Below are 18,731 nucleotides of genomic sequence, written 5' to 3' on the forward strand. Positions count from 1 at the left end.
CCGTTTGCAGCAGAGGCTTTGTCGCCGCGATGCCACGCACTATCATGGCCGCCTTGCAGGGTCGGCCGCCGGTGAACGCTTTCCCGGCCCCCGTTCGACTCGATGAAGGAACGTAGAATGATCGAGACACGTTTGCTCAGGCAGTTCATTGCCGTGGCCGAGGAGCTGCACTTTCACAAGGCAGCCATCCGCCTGCACATGGCACAGCCGCCCCTGAGCCAGGCGATCAACCGACTCGAAGAGAAGCTGGGCTTCAGCCTGTTCCTGCGCAACAAGCGCGGGGTCAAGCTCACCGCCGCAGGCATGGCCTTCCTGGAAACCGCCTACCGTACCCTCAAGGAGCTGGAGCAAGGCATCGAATACGCCCGTAACGTGTCCGAGGGCATCTGCGGCAAGCTGACCATCACCGCCATCTCCATCGCTTACTACGAGTCGCTGCTCAATACCCTGAAGAAATTTCGCGAAACCTACCCGAACGTGCGGCTTACCATTCGCGAAATGCCGTCAGCCTCCCAGGCCAAGGCGTTGATGGCCGGTGAAGCGGACATCGGCTTCATGCGCAAGCTGCCGATGCCCCCTGACACCATCGAATCCAGATTGCTGCTCAATGAGCAGATCGTCATGGCGCTGCCCGCCAGCCACGCCAAGGTGCATCAGCCTGTGGTCGACCTGCGCGATTTTGCCGAAGAGGATTTCGTCTTCACCCCGCAAGCGCTTGGCAGCGGCTACCACAGCCAGCTGATCGCGCTGTGCGAATCGGCCGGTTTCTACCCTAAGGTAGTGCAGGAAGCGGCGCAGATCCACACCCTGATCGGGCTGGTGGCGTGCGGCTTCGGGGTTGCCCTGGTGCCTGAATCGATCGCCTACTCGACGCTGCGCGAGCGCGTGCAGTTTCGCCCTATCCGGCCGATCAAGGACCAGCCCACGCCGACCATGGGGCTGTACATGAACTGGAACATCCAGAACGCCTCCCCAGCCTTGGGCAGTTTCATATCGATGCTCGACCTGGGGGCCCCTCGCCGATTCGTCGACACCATCCAGCAACCGTTCATTCTGGATGGCAGCGACAAGCGCGAATCACACCGCTAAGCGGTATTCGCGCAGCCAGGCATCCAGTGCCAGAGCGGTCTCGAGGTGGTTACGGCGCAACTGTGAGTTGAAATAGCCCTCGGGCTGATGCAGCTCAGCACCCAGCCGGACACGGTCGATCACCTGGAACACCGGGCTGTCCGCCCGCCCAAGCAGGCGCCTGGCCCGCTCACGCAGGAACCGTTCGTAGCCCAGGTTGGCCGAGGTCGGATAAGGGCTCTTGCGCCGCTGCAGCACGGCCGGTGGCAGGATATCGACGCAGGCCTGCTTGAGCAGCCACTTCTCCACACCGTCTTTACCTTTGATCGACCACGGGACGTTGTAAATGTACTCGACCAGCTCATGATCGGTGAACGGAACACGCACCTCCAGGCTGGCGGCCATGCTCAGGCGGTCCTTGCGGTCGAGCAGAATTGGCAGCCAGCGCTGCAGGTGCATGTGGCAGATCTCACGCATGCGCCGCTCTTGCGGGCTGTCGCCGGGCAAGTGCTCGACGCTGTCCAGCGCCTGGTGATAGCACCCGTCCTGGTAACTGGCAAAGTCACACAGCCGGTTGAAGTCCGGGTTGATCAGCTCAGGCTGCAGCAACTGCATGCGCGAAAGCCAAGGAAAGCGCTGCGCCGCCAGTACCTGCGGGTCGCGGAACCAGGCGTAGCCGCCAAACACTTCGTCTGCTGCTTCCCCGGAAATGGCCACTGTCGAATGGCGGCCGATGGCCTTGAACAGCAGGTACAACGAAGTGTCGACATCGCCAAAGGTGGCCGCCGAATCATTGGCCCGGTACACCGCGGTGCGCGCAGGCTCGGCCACCAGTTCGCCGTTGTCGATGAGGATGGTCTGGTGATGGCTGCCAATGTGTTCGGCAGCTGCCAGTGCATAGGGCTGATCGCGTTCCGGGCGAAAGCTGTCGCTCTGGAACTGCTCGGCCTGGCCAACGAAATCCACCGAAAACGAATTGACCCTGCCGCCCTGCGCTGCCGTCAGGCGCTGTTGCGCCATGGCCGTGAGGATGGTCGAGTCCAGCCCCCCGGAGAGCAGCGAACAGACCGGCACATCGGCATGCAACTGCTCGCCCAGCGCTTTGCCGAGCAGCGCGCGGGTGCGCGCCACGGTGCCGGGCAGGTCATCCTGGTGTTCGCGGCGCTGCAACTGCCAATAGCGGCTGAGTTTGGCGCGCCCGTTGGGCCGCCAGGACAAGCGATGCCCTGGCGGCAGTTCGCTGACCCCGCGCAAGGCCGTGCGCGCCGTGCCGCGAGAGAGGCTCAGCGCGTCCACCAGGCCGACCACATCGAGCGCACTGGCGAACGCTGGGTGCGCCAGGATTGCCTTGATTTCCGAACCGAACAGCAGCCCCTGCTGGTGGTGGGCGTAGTACAGCGGCTTGACCCCCAACCGGTCACGCACCAGCAAAAAGTGGCCGTCGCGCCCGTCGAACACAGCGAAGGCGAACATACCGCTCAGGTGCTCACAGCAGTGTTCGCCCCATTCCAGATAAGCGTGCAACACCACTTCGGTGTCGCTGCGCGTCTGGAACTGGTGGCCCGCCAGGCGCAGACGCTCACGCAGCGCGTCGTGGTTGTAGACCTCGCCGGTGTAGATCAGCGCGACTTCCTCGCCACTGGCGCAGCGGTAAGTCATCGGCTGCACGCCGCCGCTGAGGTCGATGATCGCCAGCCGCCGGTGGCCCAGCAGGGCATTGCGGTGCCGCCAGCTGCCACTGGCATCCGGCCCGCGCAGTGCCAGGGTATCGGTCATGGCGTCGATGATCTCGCCGGCCTGGCTCAGGTTGCGGGTGTAGTCCACCCAGCCTGTGATTCCGCACATGCTGTGCTCCTTACACGTGAAGACGACGGGTTGGCAGCAGGCCGGTCAGGGCCTGCAGGCGCTTGGCGACATCCAGCAACTGGCGCTCGCTGTCACGCCGGCCCATGATCTGCACGGCCAGCGGTGCCTTGCCGTCGGCACTCAGGCAGATCGGCACGGTAATGGCCGGCAGGCCGCTGAAACTGGCCAGCGGAGTGAAGCTGATTTTCTGCTCATAGCCTTCGTCCGCGGGCGAAGGGATGGTCGAGTCGCCTGGCTGCGGGTTGCGCCGGTCGAAGGGTCGGTTTGGGTCCATGGGGAATACCACGAAATCCACTTGAGCCTCGTTGAACCAGGCGTCGATACCGGCGCGGACGTTGTCCATGCGCTGGTGGATGCGCCGGTAGTCAGCATCGCTCACGCCCTCACCCACCTTCAGGGCGCTGAGCGTGGACCAGTGCAGCTCGCAGTCGAAGCGCCGTGCCCAGGCAGCCGAGGCCAGCCACGCATCGCGCGCGCACAGCTGCCAGGCGTCGCCACGGCAGGCCCACAGGTCCGGCATGGCAACCTCACCGGGCGTCATGCCCAGGTCTGCCAGCGCGTTGCGCGCCTGGCCCAGCATGTCGAGCATGGCCGCGCTGGTCAGCGCCGGGTCCAGCGCATGCTCCAGCATGGCGACCCGATAGCGCTCTTTGAGTGGCTGTTGCTCGCCGAGCAGCGGCTCCAGCCCCAGCAACGGGAACAGCAGGCCAAGATCGTCGGCGCTGCGGGCCACCCACCCCAGCGCGTCCATACGCGGTGACAGCGGAAACACGCCGGCCAGGCTCTCCGGCTTCTGGGTCATGCGCAGGCCGACCATGCCGCAGTGCGAGGCCGGCCAGCGTACCGAGCCGAGCACATCGGTGCCCAAGGAGATATCGCACAGCCCTGCTGCCACCGACACGGCCGAACCGGTGCTGGAGCCAGACGGATCGATGCTCGGGAAGCGCGGGTTGCGGCAGCCTGCGCCAAAGGCAATGTTCAGCTCGGTAGTGGCGACCTTGCAGGTCAGGGCAATGCGCGGGTCGAGAAAAGCCAGCGCCTCGGCGCTGCGCTGGGGGTAGTGGCGGTAGCTGCGCAGGCCCAGGCGGGTCGGCAAGCCTTGCACATCGACGGTGTCCTTCACCCCAAGGCGGTACCACGGTGCCTCGACCTCGCGGGTGCTGGTCAGGCAACGGTAGTGGCTGTCGGCATGCACGCTCCAGTGTGCGTACTGCTGCGCCCAGTCCGCGGCAAGCTCGGGGTTGCGCTGCAGCAATTCGTGGCGTTTGCGCAGGCTCAATCCCAGGTATTCGGGCTGCTCACGTCCGCGGGTGGCGTCGGCGCCGCAGTTGCTCAGGTAGTGGGCGATGGCGTCTTTGGTGTCAACGTGGTTCATGGGTGCATTCCTTGACAGAGGTAGAAGCCGCCCACGGCAGAGGCTTGCCGGTGGCGGACAAAGGCAGGTCGGTGACACGGCGTACCGCAACCGGCCATGGATGGCCCGGCGGTAATTGGCGCAAAGCCTCCCGCACCGCGTGCTCGGTGAGGGTCTCGCCGCTGTACAGCACCTCGAACGCTTCGCCGCGCAACGCATCGGCCACGGCAACGCAGGCCAGCGTCGGGCAGTCCAGGCGCTGGGCGAGATCACTGGCCAAGCGGGCCAGATCGACGCGCAGGCCATTGACCTTGATCAGGCTGCTGGCCCGCCCCAACCATTGGAACCGCTGTGCGTCCAGCACCCGTACCAGGTCATCGCAACGGTGCGTCGCGGCAGCGCGTGCCTGGCCCGGCTGGCGGGCGATGCGCGGGCTGGCCACGTTCAGCGCACAGGGCTGGCCAGGGGGGCTGAGCAGTGTCACATCGTCCAGCAGCGTCCAGGGCTGCTCAGCGTCACTGTGCGCATCCAGCTCGCGGTAAGCCATGGCCCCGGTTTCGGTGGAACCCAGCAGTTCGATGAAACGTACCTGCGGCCCGGCATGGCGCTGCACCGTGGCCATGGCACCGGCGGGCAGCAGCGAGGCGCTGTGCACCACCAGTACCTGACGCCGGGTGCTCAGCCGGGCCAGCAGCGCCGGCAGCACGCGCCAGGTACTGGCAATGGCCAGAATCACGCACGGCCCCTCGCCCTCGAGCGCTGGCAGGCGCTGCTGCTCCAGCGAACAGGCGTGCAACCGCGCATGCAAAACCCGCGCACCGACCTCGCCAAGGATCATGCCGTAGCTGTGGCAGGCGGGCGCGAACGAGAAAATCTCCCGTGCATCAGGCGCCCAGCGGCCGAGGATCAGGGCCGCTTCGCACGCCATCTGCGCCTGGCTGCGCAGCCATTGCCGGGGCGCACCCGTTGAGCCGGAGGTGGTGAACAGATGCTCGGCGTTCACTTGGCGGCCTGCAGGGTCAGTTGATCTTGCAGTTTTTGCCCGACGAAGCGTTCCATCTTTTCCAGGGTTTCGAACCAGAAGCGCACATCGTCGCTGAGGTAGTCCACTTCGATGTCGAAGCAGCCTTCGATGGCGGTGATCACTTCAACAGCCATGAGGCTGTCGAAGCGTTCACCAAGAAAGTCACGAAAGCTGTCGCGCTTGTCGATCGCGTCGACGTGCTCGCCAAGCAACTGGCCGAGGGTTTGGCGGATACGCTGTTCAATGCTGAGGTCGTTCACGAGCCGGTCTTTCCTTGTTGGTGGGCAGCGTTGGTCAATTCCGCTCCGGCACTGAAGAACACGTGCTCGGGCAGGATCGGATCGAAGTGCAGGTAAATGAAGGCTTTGGGGTACTGCGTGCGCAGGCAGCCGTGCAGCCCTTCAGCCAGCGCCTGGTGGGCGTGACGATCGCGGGCCTGCGACAAGGTGATGCGCACATGGAACTGCGCCGGTGCGCCGTCGCGGTCGGCAACCGGCATCGGCATGCCGGCGCTGAACACACTGGCCTCAGGTAGTGGGTTGAAGAACACCATGCAATGCGCAGCGTCAGCGCCCAGCTGCTTGAGCTGGCGGGTAAAGGCCAGTGCCAGGCGCTTGCGCTCCAAGGGTTGCAGCGGTGCACAGCAAACAGTGAGGGTGGGCATGGCGGCTCCTTACGACAACTGCAAGCTGGGCAGCTGTTGGCGCAGGCCTTGGGCAAAGGCGTCGAGCAGGCGGCCCAGGCAAATGGACAGCGCGTCCACCCCTTGCAGGAACAAGGGCGACCAGGCGTGGCCGGCGTCGCCGTGCACCTTGTCGAGGAAAAAGCGCAGGTGGGCAAGGTCCACCGGCAGGCCCAGTTCGGCAGCCAGTGCCACCGCCTGGTAGGTACTGAGCAGGTCAGGTATGCGCTGCCCCTGGTTGGCGAAGCCCCCCTGGCGCACTTTGTGCGCAGCCAGTAACGCGGCGGCCGCCTCAGTGACGTCGTTGCCGGTGTAGGCCAGGCAGGCCAGGGCCTGCAACCCGGCGCGCAGGGACACTTCGCCCCGCGGGAACGATGCGTAGCCATGGGCTTGCCGGCAGCTGCCGACGAAGCGTTCGATGGCCGCGAGGTCCACGCCGTTGTCATCGCCCAACTGCCGCACGATCGACACGGCCGATGCGGTGGACACCATGTCCGAGCCGCGTCCCTCCCAGAACCCGAAGCCGCCGTCAGGGTTCTGCAGCGGGGCCAGCCAGCGGCCGATCGCCTGGCGAGGTCCGGGCTGGCCACCGAAGGCGCCCGCTGCAAGGCACCAGTTGGTGCACCGCACCTCGGCACCACGGCCTGGCATATACATGATCCCGGCTTCGTTGGGCATCTGACAGCCTTCGATCCAGAACAGGGCTGCATCGCGCTGCTGCGGGGCCAGGCGATCGCCCAGCACCGCCGCCGCAGTGGTCAGCACGTCGGCGGCGGTGTCGGCGCGGCGGTACGAATAACCGCCTTGGGGCATGCACAACGTGGCGATGAATGCAGCCACGTCATCGGCCAGGTGCGCCACCGGCTCGCCCAGTGCCTTGAGTGAACCCACTGCGCAGAATGCCGCCCAGACGTCCTCACCGTCATAACCGGCCCAGCGTACGAACGCACCGGTCGGGCCGCGCAAGGCATCGATCCACTCGGCGCAGCGCTGACGGCCCAGCGGTTGCGCCTGCAATGCAGCAAGGCTGGCGGTGGCGCGATACGTCGCCCACAGGCACGGCACAGCCGCCGCTTCGCTGAAGCGAAAGCCGCCACACTCCAGCTGCTGCGCCTGCAGCCAGCCGATCAAACGTGGCAGGTCCCATTGCGGCGCCGGCAAGCCCTGGCGCGCCAACGCTCGCGCAGCCATCACGCCGTAGAAACAGGCACGGGTGTCGGCGAGGTTGCGTCGGGCGAAATCCGCCGACCAGCTCAAGCCACCATTGGCACACTGCAACCCTTCGAGCCATTCATACAAGGGCGCGGAATCCGCTACCTGGCCCTGGCACACTTCGATCAAGGTGCGCAGCGCATAGTGGCTGGCCCACACGTCCGCCGTCTGGCCCGGGCACATGGCATAGGCGTTTCCATCGAACAGGGTAGTGATCCAGGCCGCTGTCTCGTCGCTCTTTTCAATCGCAACGCCCAGGTCGTGCAGGGTTTCGGTGCAGTAAAACGTGGCCCAGGCATCGGACGGCATCCCCTTGCTCCAGGCAAAGCCGCCATCGCGGTTACGCCGAGACAGGATGTAGGCCTGCAATACCGGCGCATCGGCTTGCTCAAGGCGCTCGACCCAGGCCAGGCTGCGTATGGCCGCATAGGTGCACCACAAATCCGCCTGGCCGTTGCCCAGGCCCTGCCCCGCAGGGAAGCGTGGCGGCGTCATTGCTGGCCACCGACGTAGCGCAGGTTGGTTTTCTTCCAGCTCTTTTGCGACCCGCCACTCTTGTTCAGCGCCGACAGGTTGTTGACGAACAGTACACGGCTCCAGCGCAGCCCCATGTGCTGCTCGGAGCGCTCCAGCAGATGCGCTTGCAGGCGCGCTTCCTGGCTGGTGTCCCAGACCACGTCACGTTCGAGGATCAGCGCGGCGCTGTCAGCCTGGCGGTCCACTTCGATGACATACCCGGTGGCATCGCAACTGCCGTAGACCACCTCCTCGACCGCGCGGATTTCAAGGCCTACCCCCGCCACCCGGACGCTGTCGCTGTCACGCCCATTGACCTGCAGTGTCGGGCTGATCCGGCCTGGCGCCCAAGGCGAGGTGATGGTCACGCTGTCACCGGTGTCCAGACGCAACAGCGGCCGTGCATAGAGGTTCAGCGGCGTAACTACGAGGCGGCCCGTGAGACCCTCGGCCGGGGTCACCAGCTTGCCGTCGGGCAACAGCAGTTCGAAATGATTGCTCGCCGTGGCCAGGCGCATCTGCAGGTCTTCGCCCACTGCGGCCAGGGTGCCTGTTTCGGTACTGCCGTAGCTGGCATCGAACACATCGCATTGCCACCAACGCGCCAGGCGTTCACGGAACGGCTGGGTGTTGACCTCGCCAAGCAACATGATCGAGCGCACCGACCCGGCGAAGCTGTGCAGCATTTCGCGCTGTTTCAGGTAGCGGGTCAGTTGCACCAACACACCCGGCGCGATGAACAGCACCGTAGGCCGATAGGTGTCGAAGGTCTTGCACACACGTTCCCAGTCGGTAATCCCGGTGGTGAAGGGATAGAGGCGCACGTGGGAAACGTCCAGGTACTCGCAGACATTGGCGATCAGGTCACCTACCGGCACGATGTCCGATGGCATCAGGTTGGCCACCCGAGCACCCGGGCGCAGCACCGTCCGCCAATGGCTGGCGACGCTGACGGCGTTCCAGATGATGTCCTCTTTCACACGCGGGGTTGGTGTCGGCTCGCCAGTGGTGCCGGTGGTCGCGTAATACTTGGCCGCCTCACCGAGTTCTACGGTGCAGAACTTGAGCGGTTGATCCTTGAGCAATGCCTTGGCGGTCACGGGCAACTGCTGGAAGGCCGCTGCACTGTAAGGACCTATGTTCGCGTAATGGGCGCTGTGTTGTGCTCGCGTCCAAACTGCTTGCAACTTGCGTTCATAAAATGCGGCGTCGGGCACCTGCCCCGCTTGCAGCTGAAGCTCGCGTTCCGCGGCCTGCAGCACGCCGTAATCCTGGTCGCTATGAACTAACATCGACTCGCCCTCTCGAATGAACAGCGCAGAGAATTGGCGAGCGTCCGGCTCAAGTAAAATACTTATTTGAAACCGTCGGTGATAGGTGCGGGGTATTATTCAGCAACTTCAGCAGGTAAAACCTGATCATTAAGTGCGCTTTTTCTGAACGCATTTCCCTCATCGCACCGTGGATCCGGCGGGATATCAGATAAAGATGTTTTTGGTATTTCCCAAAGGGTGTCCGCCTGCAGCACTATCGCCACGCAGCCAGGCAGGCTGTCGAGCAGGTGAGGTATTTAGGGCATGCCAAGGGCTTTATCCGCATCTTTGCGATCGTGCGCCGCCCACGCGGCGCATCGCCATGTTTGCCGCAGAGGCTTCAACGCCCTTGGGCGCACCGCCATACCCGCGCGATATCGTTTGCCCGGGCCTGCAACAAGTGCGCGGCGTCGGCGCACGCCTGCTCCAGGGTCATCGGCCCGCTGGCCAGGGCAAAGGCCGCATCGATGCCATGCGCATACAGCTGCTGATAGCCGTCGCCCAACGTGCCCGCCAGCACCACCACGGGCACCCCGTGGCGCTTGGCGACCCGGGCCACGCCCACCGGGGTCTTGCCCCGCAGGGTCTGAGCATCGAAGCGGCCCTCACCTGTGATCACAAGGTCGGCGCCTTGTACCAGCGCATCGAGGCCGGCCAGCTCCGCGACCACTTCCACGCCAGGGCGGAACTGCGCCTGCATGAAGGCCTTGGCAGCGAAGCCCATGCCGCCGGCCGCGCCACACCCTGGCAGTGCTCTCACGTCTTGGCCCAGCAGCTGCGCACAATGGTCGGCAAAGTGGCTCAGCGCTTTGTCCAGGGCCTGGACCTGCTCGGGGCTGGCGCCCTTTTGTGGCCCGAAGATCGCCGAAGCACCATTGGGCCCGCACAGGGGGTTGTCGACATCGGCCGCCACGTCGACCTGAACCTGCGCCAGGCGCGGGTCAAAGCCACTGGCATCGATGCGTGCCAGCCCGGCCAGGGCCAGGCCGCCGTCTGCCAGTGGCTGGCCGTCGGCGTCCAGCAAGCGCAGGCCCAAGGCCCGCAGCATGCCGCTGCCGCCATCGTTGGTCGCACTGCCACCAATCGCCAGGACGATGCGCTGTGCCCCTGCGCTGAGTGCGGCGTCGATCAGCTCGCCGGTACCCCAGGTGCAGCTGCGGCAGGCATCGCGCTGCGCACTCGGCAGCAGCTGGATACCACTGGCCTGGGCCATCTCGATGATTGCCGTGCGGCTGTCGGCCAGCCAGCCCCAGCTGGCCTGCACGCGCTGGCCCAGTGGCCCGCGTACGGTTTGCCGGCGCAGATCGCCGTGGCTGGCAGCGACAATCGCCTGCATGGTGCCTTCGCCACCATCGGCCATGGGGCACTCGAGCAACTCGGCGGTCGGCAGCGCTTCGGCCAAGCCGGCGGCAATGGCACGGGCGACACCGGCAGCATCGAGGCTGTCCTTGAACGAGTCGGGGGCGATGACGATTTTCATGGTGATTCTCCTGTCCAGATAGCCGCATGCTGACAGTTGTCTGGCGTGCGGGCCTCGGTCGGATGCACAAATGGCCGGTAGCTTGTTTGGGCAAATGCCTTTTTTGCCCCGCTCAAGCCGCTGGCAACAGCTGCAACCCCAGGTACAGGCTCAACATGCCTTCCAGACGCAGCGGGTCGACCTCGCCCAGCTCGGCAATGCGTTCCAGGCGGTAACGCAGGCTGTTGCGGTGGATGCCAAGGGCATCGGCGCAGGCTTGGCTCTGGCCATCATGCGCACACCACGCGCGCAGGGTGGCGAGCAGTTGCCCGCTGGCATCCTTGGCGCCAATGCGGCGCAGCGGCTCAAGCAGCTCATCCAGCGCATCTTCATTGCGATGGCGCCACAACAAGGCCGGCAGACGGTAACGCGCAAGGCTCAACAGTTTCTCGCCTGGCAACACTTCGCGGCCATAGGCGAGCAGGTCACGGACCCGCCGGTAACCGCGGCGCAACTGCTCAAGGCTCTGTGCCGGGCTGCCCAGCGCCAGGCGCTCGATCTGCCAGCCGCTGCGCTGCACGCGCTCGAACAGGCGCTGATCGTCCAGCACGACACCGGCCGGGCGGCACCATAGCAAGGAATCGCGCGCCGGGCTCACGCACCAACTGTCCGGGTAACGGCTCATCAACCAGGCGGCCAAGGCCTCGGCCGCCGGGCCGGCGCTCAGTTCGAACAAGCACGGCACCCGTGGCAATTGCGGTTTCAGGCCCAATTGCTGCGCTTCGTCCAGCAGCCGCGGCGAGTCGCCGGTGCCACCGAGCAGCAACGCCAGCAGGTCGTCACAACGCTGGCGCCGCCATTGCTGCTCAACCTGCAAGTGGCGCTGAGCCAAGAGCATTTCGGCGGTCATGCGCACCAGTTCGCCGTAGGTGCGCAGCTGCTGCGGCTCACCCGTCAGCCCCAGCACCCCGATCAGCCGCCCATCGAGCATCAGCGGCAGGTTCACCCCCGGTTGCACACCTTTGAGGCACTTGGCGGCCTCTGCATCGAGCTCAACGATCCGGCCGTTGGCCAATACCAGTTGCGCGCCTTCGTGGCGGGTATTGATGCGCTCCGGCTCGCCACTGCCCAGGATCAGCCCCTGGCTGTCCATGACATTGACATTGCACGGCAGAATGGCCATTGCCCGATCGACAATATCCTGCGCCAGGTCATGGTCCAGTTCGAACATTCGGTGATCCTTGAGGGTGTTAGGCTTTGTTCGCGAGCACAGCGTCTTGCCCAGATGGCTGTGCAAAAGCACAAAGACAGCTGCGTCGCACTGCCCGAGACTCATCAGGGCGAGCGCCGGCACAGGCGACGCGGCGACAACCATAACAATAGAGAACCCGATCATGGCACACAGCCCTGCCCCTGACCAAGGCACAGACATCACCCGCAACGCGCTTTACCGGCGCATCACCCTGCGGCTGATTCCGTTCATTTTCATCTGCTACCTGTTCAACTACCTCGACCGCGTCAATGTCGGCTTCGCCAAGCTGCAAATGCTCGACGCGCTCAAATTCAGCGAAACCGTCTACGGCTTGGGTGCCGGAATCTTCTTCATCGGCTATGTGCTCTGTGGCCTGCCAAGCAACCTGGCGCTCAACCGCTTCGGCCCGCGGCGCTGGATTGCGGCGATGATGATCGCCTGGGGCAGTCTCTCGACCTGCCTGCTGTTCGTCACCACCCCAACCGAGTTCTACACCCTGCGCTTGCTGACCGGCGCTGCTGAAGCAGGCTTCTTTCCGGGTGTGGTGCTGTACCTCTCGCGCTGGTTCCCGGCAGACCGCCGTGGCCGGATCATGGCTTTGTTCATGTCGGCGATCCCTGTATCGGGCCTGCTCGGCGGGCCTTTCTCCGGCTGGATCCTCGAACACTTCGCCACGGGCCAGCATGGCCTGGCAGGCTGGCAGTGGATGTTCCTGATACAGGGCCTGCCAACCGTGGCGCTGGGTTTCCTGGCCATTGGCATGCTCAGCGATGGTTACCACAAAGCCGCCTGGCTGAGCCCCGCCGAACGCCAGCTGATCGAGGCCGATTTGAAGGCAGATGCCGCCAGCAAACCCGTCGCCAAGGGTGACGGTGTGCTCGCCGTGCTGACCAACCCATTGATCTGGACCTTCGGCTTCGTTTATTTCTGCATTCAGAGCGGTGTCTACGCGATCAACTTCTGGCTGCCGTCGATCATCAAGAACATGGGCTTCGACAACCCGCTGCTGATCGGCTGGCTGAGCGCCATTCCGTACCTGCTGGCGGGTGTGTTCATGATCCTCTGTGGCCGCTCGGCGGACCTGCGCAACGAACGCCGCTGGCACCTGGTGGTGCCGATGCTGATGGGCGCTGGCGGTTTGCTGATTGCGGTCAACTTTGCCGCCACACCGGCCATCGCCATCCTGGGCCTGTCGATCGCCACCATGGGGGCCCTCACCGGCCTGCCGATGTTCTGGCCGATGCCCACCGCACTGCTCAGCGCCAGTGCCGCGGTCGCGGGCCTGGCGATCATCAACTCGGTGGGGCAGATGGCCGGGTTCCTCAGCCCGTACTGGGTTGGCTTCATCAAGGACCAGACCGGTTCGACCGACGCCGCTTTGTATTCACTGGCAGCACTGATCGTGCTGGGGAGCCTCGTGGCGCTGCGGGTGACGCGCGCCAGTGCCCTGGCGGCGGCCCGGGCCCATTGAGTGCGTGGGGCCGCTCTGCGGCCCCGTTGACGGCAAGGCGGCTGCCACATCGGGCATGTTTCGCCGGGAAGCGACTCGGCGTTTCCGGTCGTCAGGTCAACGCATCACCCTCCCGTCCGAGGCGTCAAATGATTCCAAAGGCCCCCTTTGGAGACTCCCATGACCGACCACGCCGTGGCCCGCTTTGACCAGCTGGACCCGAAACGCCCCCTGCGGGTACAGGCCGGCAGCGAAGAAGTGATCCTGATCCGCAGTGCCGGGCAGGTCCGCGCCTTTCAGGCCAATTGCCCGCACGCCGGAGCGCCGCTGGATGAAGGCGTGGTGTGCGACGGCCTGCTGGTCTGCCCCTGGCACAAGGCTGCTTTCGCCATCGACGAGGGTGTGGTCTGCGAGCCCCCGGCGTTGGCAGACCTGCGCCGCTACCGCGCCTGGGTCAAGGATGGCGATGTCTGGGTCGATGACCAGCCTCTGCCGCAACCCGAGCCACCGCGCCACAGCGATGCGCGCTGCTTCGTCGTCATCGGCGCCGGAGCCGCAGGCTCGGCGGCAGTTGCCACGCTGCTGGCCCATGGGTTCGGCGGGCGCCTGGTGTGGCTCGACCAGGAACGGCAACCGGCGTATGACCGGACTGCGCTGAGCAAATTCGTGATTGCCGGCGAAATGCCGCCGGACGAGGTACCGGCGCTGCTTGAAGCTGACCAGTTGCGCACCGGCCAACTGGAGCGGCGCTCGGCCAAGGTGCGCCTGCTGGATGCCAAAAAGCGCCAGATCATCCTCGCTGACGGCCAACGCATCGATTATGACGCAGCCTTGCTGGCCACCGGCGGCAAACCGCAACGCCCAGACCTGCCCGGTGCAGGCCTGGCGGGCATCCTGACGCTGCGCTCGCGCGAAGATGCAGCGCGCCTGCTCGATGCCGCCGAACCCGGCCAGCCCGTGGTGATCGTCGGTGACGGTTTCATCGGCCTGGAGGCCGCATCGGCACTGTGCGCATACGGCGCACAGGTCCACGTGGTCACCCGCCACGAAGTTCCGTTACGCACGCCGTTGGGGGAGCGCATCGGCCGCTCCATTCGCGCGCTGCATGAGGGCAAGGGCGTGGTGTTTCATGGCCCGACCGAGGTCGAACGCTTCGTCGGTACGCAGCACGTCGAAGCCGTGCAGCTGAGCAACGGTGAGACCCTCGACACGTCACTGGCCTTGCTCGGTACCGGCGTCACCCCGGCCACTGCCTTCGTGCAGGGCGTGCAATTGGCCGAAGACCGGTCCATTTCAGCGGACGCCCACTTGCAGGCCGCCGATCGGCTATGGGTTGCCGGCGATATCGCGACCTTCCCCCTCACCGGCCGCCCGGTGCGCATCGAGCATTGGCGCCTGGCTCAACAACACGGTGTCATCGCGGCTGCCAACATGCTGGGCGAGCAGCGCCGGTATGCCGACGTACCGTTCTTCTGGACCTATCAGCATGGGCTCACTTATGAAGTACTGGGGCATGCGCGCGACTGGGACCGCATCGAATTTGTCGGGCAGCCGGAACAAGGCGACTTCATTGCCTTGCAATGTGCAGGTGAGCAGGTGCAAGCGGTGATCGCCAGGGGCTATTCTGATGCCATGGCGCAGTTGTCGCAGCGCATGAAGCGGTCACTGAGCCTGGCGCAGGCGCTTGAGTTGATCGGTTGAACGCTTTCGCCCCGCGCCAGCCTGGCTGCCGATCCTGCAAAAATCAGCTATGGTTTTCCCCACCTCCAATAACAAGAATTTCGTGGAGCGCCCATGGCCGCGCACACCGCCTCACCCCCCGCCAGTGAGCTGGCTGCGTTCGTCGATTGCCATTTCGCCGAACGCGGCCTGATGCCAGAACCTGTTATCGCCGAGTCCTGGTACCGCAGCATCAACCAGCATCACCTGGACCCTGAATTGCGCCATGTCGACAACATGCTCAGTGCAACCGAAATCCGCCTGCACCAAGCCCAGCATGAGGCCTACCTGGCCATCGCCAGCCAAGGTGTCAGCGGCCTGGCGCGGCGGGTGGTGGATGCAGGCTTCGCCGTGCTGCTCAGCGACGCCGAGGGTATTACCCTCGATGCCCGCTTGCCGCCCGACCCGCAACGCTATACGCGCTCGGGGCTGATCGTCGGCGCGCGCTGGGACGAGTCGGTAGCCGGCACCAACGGCATCGGCACCGCGCTGGCATGCGGCCAAGCCCTGACCATCCACCGTCAAGAGCACTTCCTGGCCGCCAACGCGCGCCTGAGCTGCTCGGTGTCGCCGATCTTCGATGCCCACAATCGATTGCTCGGTTGCCTCAATGCCACCTGCCTGTACAACGATGGCCCCAAGCAAGCACAGCACCTGACCTTGCAACTGGTGACCCTCTACGCCCGGCTGATCGAGAACAGCCATTTCCGCGAACGCTACCGCGACCGCCTGACCCTGGCGCTGAAACCGCGTGACGAGTTCTCGGACCTGGCGGCCGAGCAGTTGCTGGCGCTGGATGAGGGTGGCCGGGTGATCGGTGCCAATCGGGCAGCCTTCCTTGCGTATGACGGCAGGTTACTAGGGGCGCCTGTCGAACAGCTGTTGCACGCCGATATCGGCCAATTGCTTGACCTCACCCGTGGCGGCGCCCGCGGTACGCAGTTGCGCGGCCCGGCTCAACCGCTTTTACTGGACGTGGGCCTGCGCGTCCCGGCAGGCTACCGCCCGCTGCGGGCTGCACCGCCGATGCCAGCGCGGGCTGGCCACCCCGGCCTCGATCAGCTGGCCGGCCAAGACGCGCAACTGCAACAAGGCGTGCGCCGGCTGCGCAAGGTGTTGGACAAGGACATCGCCATTCTCCTCAACGGCGAAACCGGTACTGGCAAGGAGGCGTTCGCCCGCGCCCTGCACCAGGCCAGCCAGCGCCATGCCAAGCCGTTCGTGGCGCTCAATTGCGCAGCGATACCCGAGTCATTGATCGAAAGCGAACTGTTCGGCTACCGCGCTGGCAGTTTCACCGGTGCCAGCCGCAAAGGCATGAAAGGCAAGCTGGAGCACGCCAATGGCGGCACGCTGTTTCTCGATGAGATCGGTGACATGCCCGCACACCTGCAAACGCGGCTGCTGCGAGTGCTGGCCGAACGTGAACTGGTACCGCTGGGGGCCGAAACGCCGGTGCCGCTGGATATCCAGGTGATATCGGCGACCCACCAGGACCTGCAGGCCATGATTGGCGAGAAGCGCTTTCGCGAGGACCTTTACTATCGCCTGTGCGGGATGCGCATGCGGTTGCCGGCCCTGCGTGAACGCAGCGACCGCCGCGAGCTGATCGATACACTGCTGTGTAGCCTGTCGGCCGGTTTGCGTTTGCGTTTGAGCGCAGAGGCGCATCGTTGCCTGCAGGAGCATGCGTGGCCGGGAAATGTGCGCCAACTACTCAACGCATTGCGCCAGGCGGTGGCGCTGGCCGAAGGCGGGGTGATCGAGCTGGCCGACTTGCCCCAGGAGCTGCTGGACTGCCCTGCGCTGGCGCAGCCTGGTGCGCTCGAGCAGCAGGTGGAAGACCTTGAGGTGCGGCACTTGTTGGAGGTTTTGAAGCGTGAGCGCTGGAACATGAGTGCAGCGGCGCAGGCGTTGGGTATTTCGCGCTCGACGCTGTACCGCAAGATGAAGCGCTACGGGATCGTGCAGCCGAACCTGATGGTGTGACCCGTGCGGCCCAATCGCCGGCAAGCCGGCTCCCACCTGGATTGCGCCGAGTATTAGAAATGGGTAAGACCGTTGCTTCCACAGGTAAAGCGCAGGCCTGAAGAACTACGCGGTCTCGGTGTGAGCTGGCTTGCCGGCTCCCACTTGGATTGCGCCGAGTTTTAGAAATGGGTAAGACCGTTGCTTCCACAGGTAAAGCCCAGGTCTGAAGAACAGCGCGGTCGGGGTGGGAGCCGGCTTGCCGGCGATGGGTTGCGCAGCAGCCCCCCATAGCACAGCTGTGATAGCCCGGGCGCGCTCGATGAGACCAGCGAGCATCTGGGTCGGCTTTACAGCCCGTCGCCAGCCCCCACTCAGCTGGCCGGCGACAGGGAGATGCTGTGATCACTTACCCCTGGATATACACCACCTGCGTACGCGTGTACTCATACAACCCGTGCTTGCCATCCGCCCCGCCGATGCCGGACTTGCGCGCACCGGCGTGGAAGCCCTGCATGGCTTCGAAGTTCTCACGGTTGATGTAGGTCTCGCCAAAGTCGATCTCGCGGCAGGCCTTCAGCGCGGCATTGAGGTCACGGGTATAGAGTGACGAAGTCAGCCCGTACTCGCTGTCATTGGCCAAGGCAATCGCCTCGTCCAGATCATCGACCACCTGGATCGGCAATACCGGTCCGAAAACCTCCTTGCGCATGATCTCCATGTCCGCCGTACACCCGGCCAACACGGTCGGCTGGTAATGGAACCCGGCGCCGAGGTCGGCCACCTGCCCCCCGGTCACCACCTGGGCGCCCTGCCCTACGGCCGTGCGCACCATCTGCGCCACCTTGTCGAGGCCGGCCTGGTTGATCAACGGCCCCATGTCCAGGTCGGCCTGGCGCGAGGGGTCGCCATAACGGGTGGCCGCCATGGCTTGGCCTACCTTGTCGACGAAGGCGTCGGCCACCTTGCGCTGCACATACACCCGTTCGGCACAGTTGCAGACCTGGCCGGTGTTGATCACGCGCGAGGCTACGATGGCTTTCACCGCCAGCTCCAGGTCGGCATCAGCCAGCACGATCGCCGGCGCCTTGCCGCCCAGTTCGAGGTTGAGCTTGGTAATGTTCGGTGCCGCCGCAGCCATGATCCGTGCACCAGTCGCCACGCTGCCGGTGAAGCTCACCAGGTCGACACCGGCATGGCTCGACAGGCCGTGACCAACGCTCGCCCCTTTGCCACCGACCACGTTGAATACCCCCGCAGGCAGGTCTGTCTCGGCCACCAACTGGGCGAACGCGTAGCAATTGATGGGCGTTTCCTCACTGGGCTTGACCACGATGGTATTGCCGGTGAGCAGCGCCGGCGCCATCTTGCGTGCGATGAGGAAGAACGGGAAATTCCACGGCAGAATCCCCGCCACCACGCCCAATGGCTTGCGCATCAGGAAGATGTGTTCGTGGGCGCGGTCGCTGCTCAGTACCTCGCCTTCCAGGCGCCGCGCCCATTCAGCCATGTAGTCCAGGTAGTCAGCGGTAAAGTTGACCTCGACCTGGGCCAACGCCGGCACCTTGCCGCCCTCTTGGGTAATGATCCGCGCCAGGCGGTCGGCATTGGCCCGCACCTTGTTGGCGATCTGGCGCAAGTAGCCTGCCCGTTCGATGGCTGTCTTCGCCGCCCAGCCCTTTTGCGCCTTGCGCGCCGCGGCAATGGCGCGCTCCACCTGTTCAGCCGGGGTTTCCGGCACCCGGCCGAGCAACTGAGCGTTGGCCGGGTTGTACACCTCGATCAGCGCCTCGCTGGGCACGAACGTGTTGTCGATGAAGTTCTGGTAGGTCGTGTCAGTCATGCTCG

14 protein-coding genes are annotated in these 18,731 nt (G+C 65.0%); 4 read left to right on the forward strand and 10 right to left on the reverse strand.

Annotated elements, in window-relative coordinates; all coding sequences use genetic code 11:
- Positions 1–117: 117 nt before the first annotated feature.
- Positions 118–1,089 carry a LysR family transcriptional regulator gene (locus tag ABRP30_RS13365; protein WP_241803453.1) on the forward strand — a complete coding sequence of 324 codons (972 nt, stop codon included), beginning with the start codon at positions 118–120 and terminating at the stop codon, positions 1,087–1,089.
- On the opposite strand, the gene asnB is transcribed toward ABRP30_RS13365, so the two are convergent.
- From asnB to ABRP30_RS13410, 9 genes are all read right to left on the reverse strand, one after another.
- Positions 1,078–2,913, reverse strand: coding sequence for an asparagine synthase (glutamine-hydrolyzing) (asnB, locus tag ABRP30_RS13370; RefSeq protein WP_349975335.1), 1,836 nt, complete (start codon positions 2,911–2,913; stop codon positions 1,078–1,080). The genes ABRP30_RS13365 and asnB overlap by 12 nt on opposite strands.
- A 10-nt stretch (positions 2,914–2,923) precedes the next feature.
- Positions 2,924–4,309, reverse strand: a complete 1,386-nt coding sequence (locus tag ABRP30_RS13375) for an amidase (RefSeq protein ID WP_349975334.1) — start codon at positions 4,307–4,309, stop codon at positions 2,924–2,926.
- Positions 4,296–5,291, reverse strand: coding sequence for an AMP-binding protein (locus tag ABRP30_RS13380; protein WP_349975333.1), 996 nt, complete (start codon positions 5,289–5,291; stop codon positions 4,296–4,298). The genes ABRP30_RS13375 and ABRP30_RS13380 overlap by 14 nt, the downstream gene beginning before the upstream one ends.
- Positions 5,288–5,572 (reverse strand): acyl carrier protein, encoded by a 285-nt coding sequence (locus ABRP30_RS13385; protein ID WP_349975332.1) that lies wholly within the window; start codon positions 5,570–5,572, stop codon positions 5,288–5,290. The genes ABRP30_RS13380 and ABRP30_RS13385 overlap by 4 nt, the downstream gene beginning before the upstream one ends.
- Entirely contained in the window at positions 5,569–5,976 is a 408-nt protein-coding gene (locus tag ABRP30_RS13390; RefSeq protein WP_349975331.1) for a hypothetical protein, read from the reverse strand. Before ABRP30_RS13390 ends, ABRP30_RS13385 begins: the two co-directional genes overlap by 4 nt.
- A 9-nt stretch (positions 5,977–5,985) precedes the next feature.
- Complete coding sequence (locus ABRP30_RS13395; RefSeq protein WP_349975330.1) at positions 5,986–7,701, reverse strand: prenyltransferase/squalene oxidase repeat-containing protein; 1,716 nt, start codon at positions 7,699–7,701, stop codon at positions 5,986–5,988.
- The gene (locus ABRP30_RS13400) at positions 7,698–9,014 is read right to left on the reverse strand and encodes an AMP-binding protein (RefSeq protein WP_349975329.1); all 1,317 of its coding nucleotides are present in this window, start codon (positions 9,012–9,014) and stop codon (positions 7,698–7,700) included. The genes ABRP30_RS13395 and ABRP30_RS13400 overlap by 4 nt, the downstream gene beginning before the upstream one ends.
- A 361-nt stretch (positions 9,015–9,375) precedes the next feature.
- Complete coding sequence (locus ABRP30_RS13405) at positions 9,376–10,515, reverse strand: glycerate kinase (protein WP_349975328.1); 1,140 nt, start codon at positions 10,513–10,515, stop codon at positions 9,376–9,378.
- A 112-nt stretch (positions 10,516–10,627) separates the two neighbouring features.
- Positions 10,628–11,725, reverse strand: a complete 1,098-nt coding sequence (locus ABRP30_RS13410; protein WP_349975327.1) for a sugar diacid recognition domain-containing protein — start codon at positions 11,723–11,725, stop codon at positions 10,628–10,630.
- A 163-nt stretch (positions 11,726–11,888) separates the two neighbouring features.
- On the opposite strand from ABRP30_RS13410, the gene ABRP30_RS13415 reads away from it, so the two are divergent.
- The 3 genes from ABRP30_RS13415 to ABRP30_RS13425 all read left to right on the forward strand — a co-directional run bounded on the left by ABRP30_RS13415 (position 11,889) and on the right by ABRP30_RS13425 (position 16,904).
- On the forward strand, positions 11,889–13,217 hold the full coding sequence (locus ABRP30_RS13415; protein WP_267816019.1) for an MFS transporter: 1,329 nt from the start codon (positions 11,889–11,891) through the stop codon (positions 13,215–13,217).
- 159 nt (positions 13,218–13,376) lie between these two features.
- Positions 13,377–14,897 carry an apoptosis inducing factor family protein gene (locus ABRP30_RS13420; protein ID WP_267816021.1) on the forward strand — a complete coding sequence of 507 codons (1,521 nt, stop codon included), beginning with the start codon at positions 13,377–13,379 and terminating at the stop codon, positions 14,895–14,897.
- 93 nt (positions 14,898–14,990) lie between these two features.
- Positions 14,991–16,904, forward strand: coding sequence for a sigma-54-dependent Fis family transcriptional regulator (locus ABRP30_RS13425; protein WP_349975325.1), 1,914 nt, complete (start codon positions 14,991–14,993; stop codon positions 16,902–16,904).
- 388 nt (positions 16,905–17,292) lie between these two features.
- On the opposite strand, the gene aldA is transcribed toward ABRP30_RS13425, so the two are convergent.
- Positions 17,293–18,726, reverse strand: a complete 1,434-nt coding sequence (gene aldA, locus ABRP30_RS13430) for an aldehyde dehydrogenase (RefSeq protein ID WP_349975324.1) — start codon at positions 18,724–18,726, stop codon at positions 17,293–17,295.
- Between the last annotated feature and the right edge of the window lie 5 nt (positions 18,727–18,731).

This window comes from Pseudomonas sp. WHRI 8519 (assembly GCF_040224055.2).
GTDB classification, from domain to species: Bacteria; Pseudomonadota; Gammaproteobacteria; order Pseudomonadales; family Pseudomonadaceae; genus Aquipseudomonas; species Aquipseudomonas putida_X.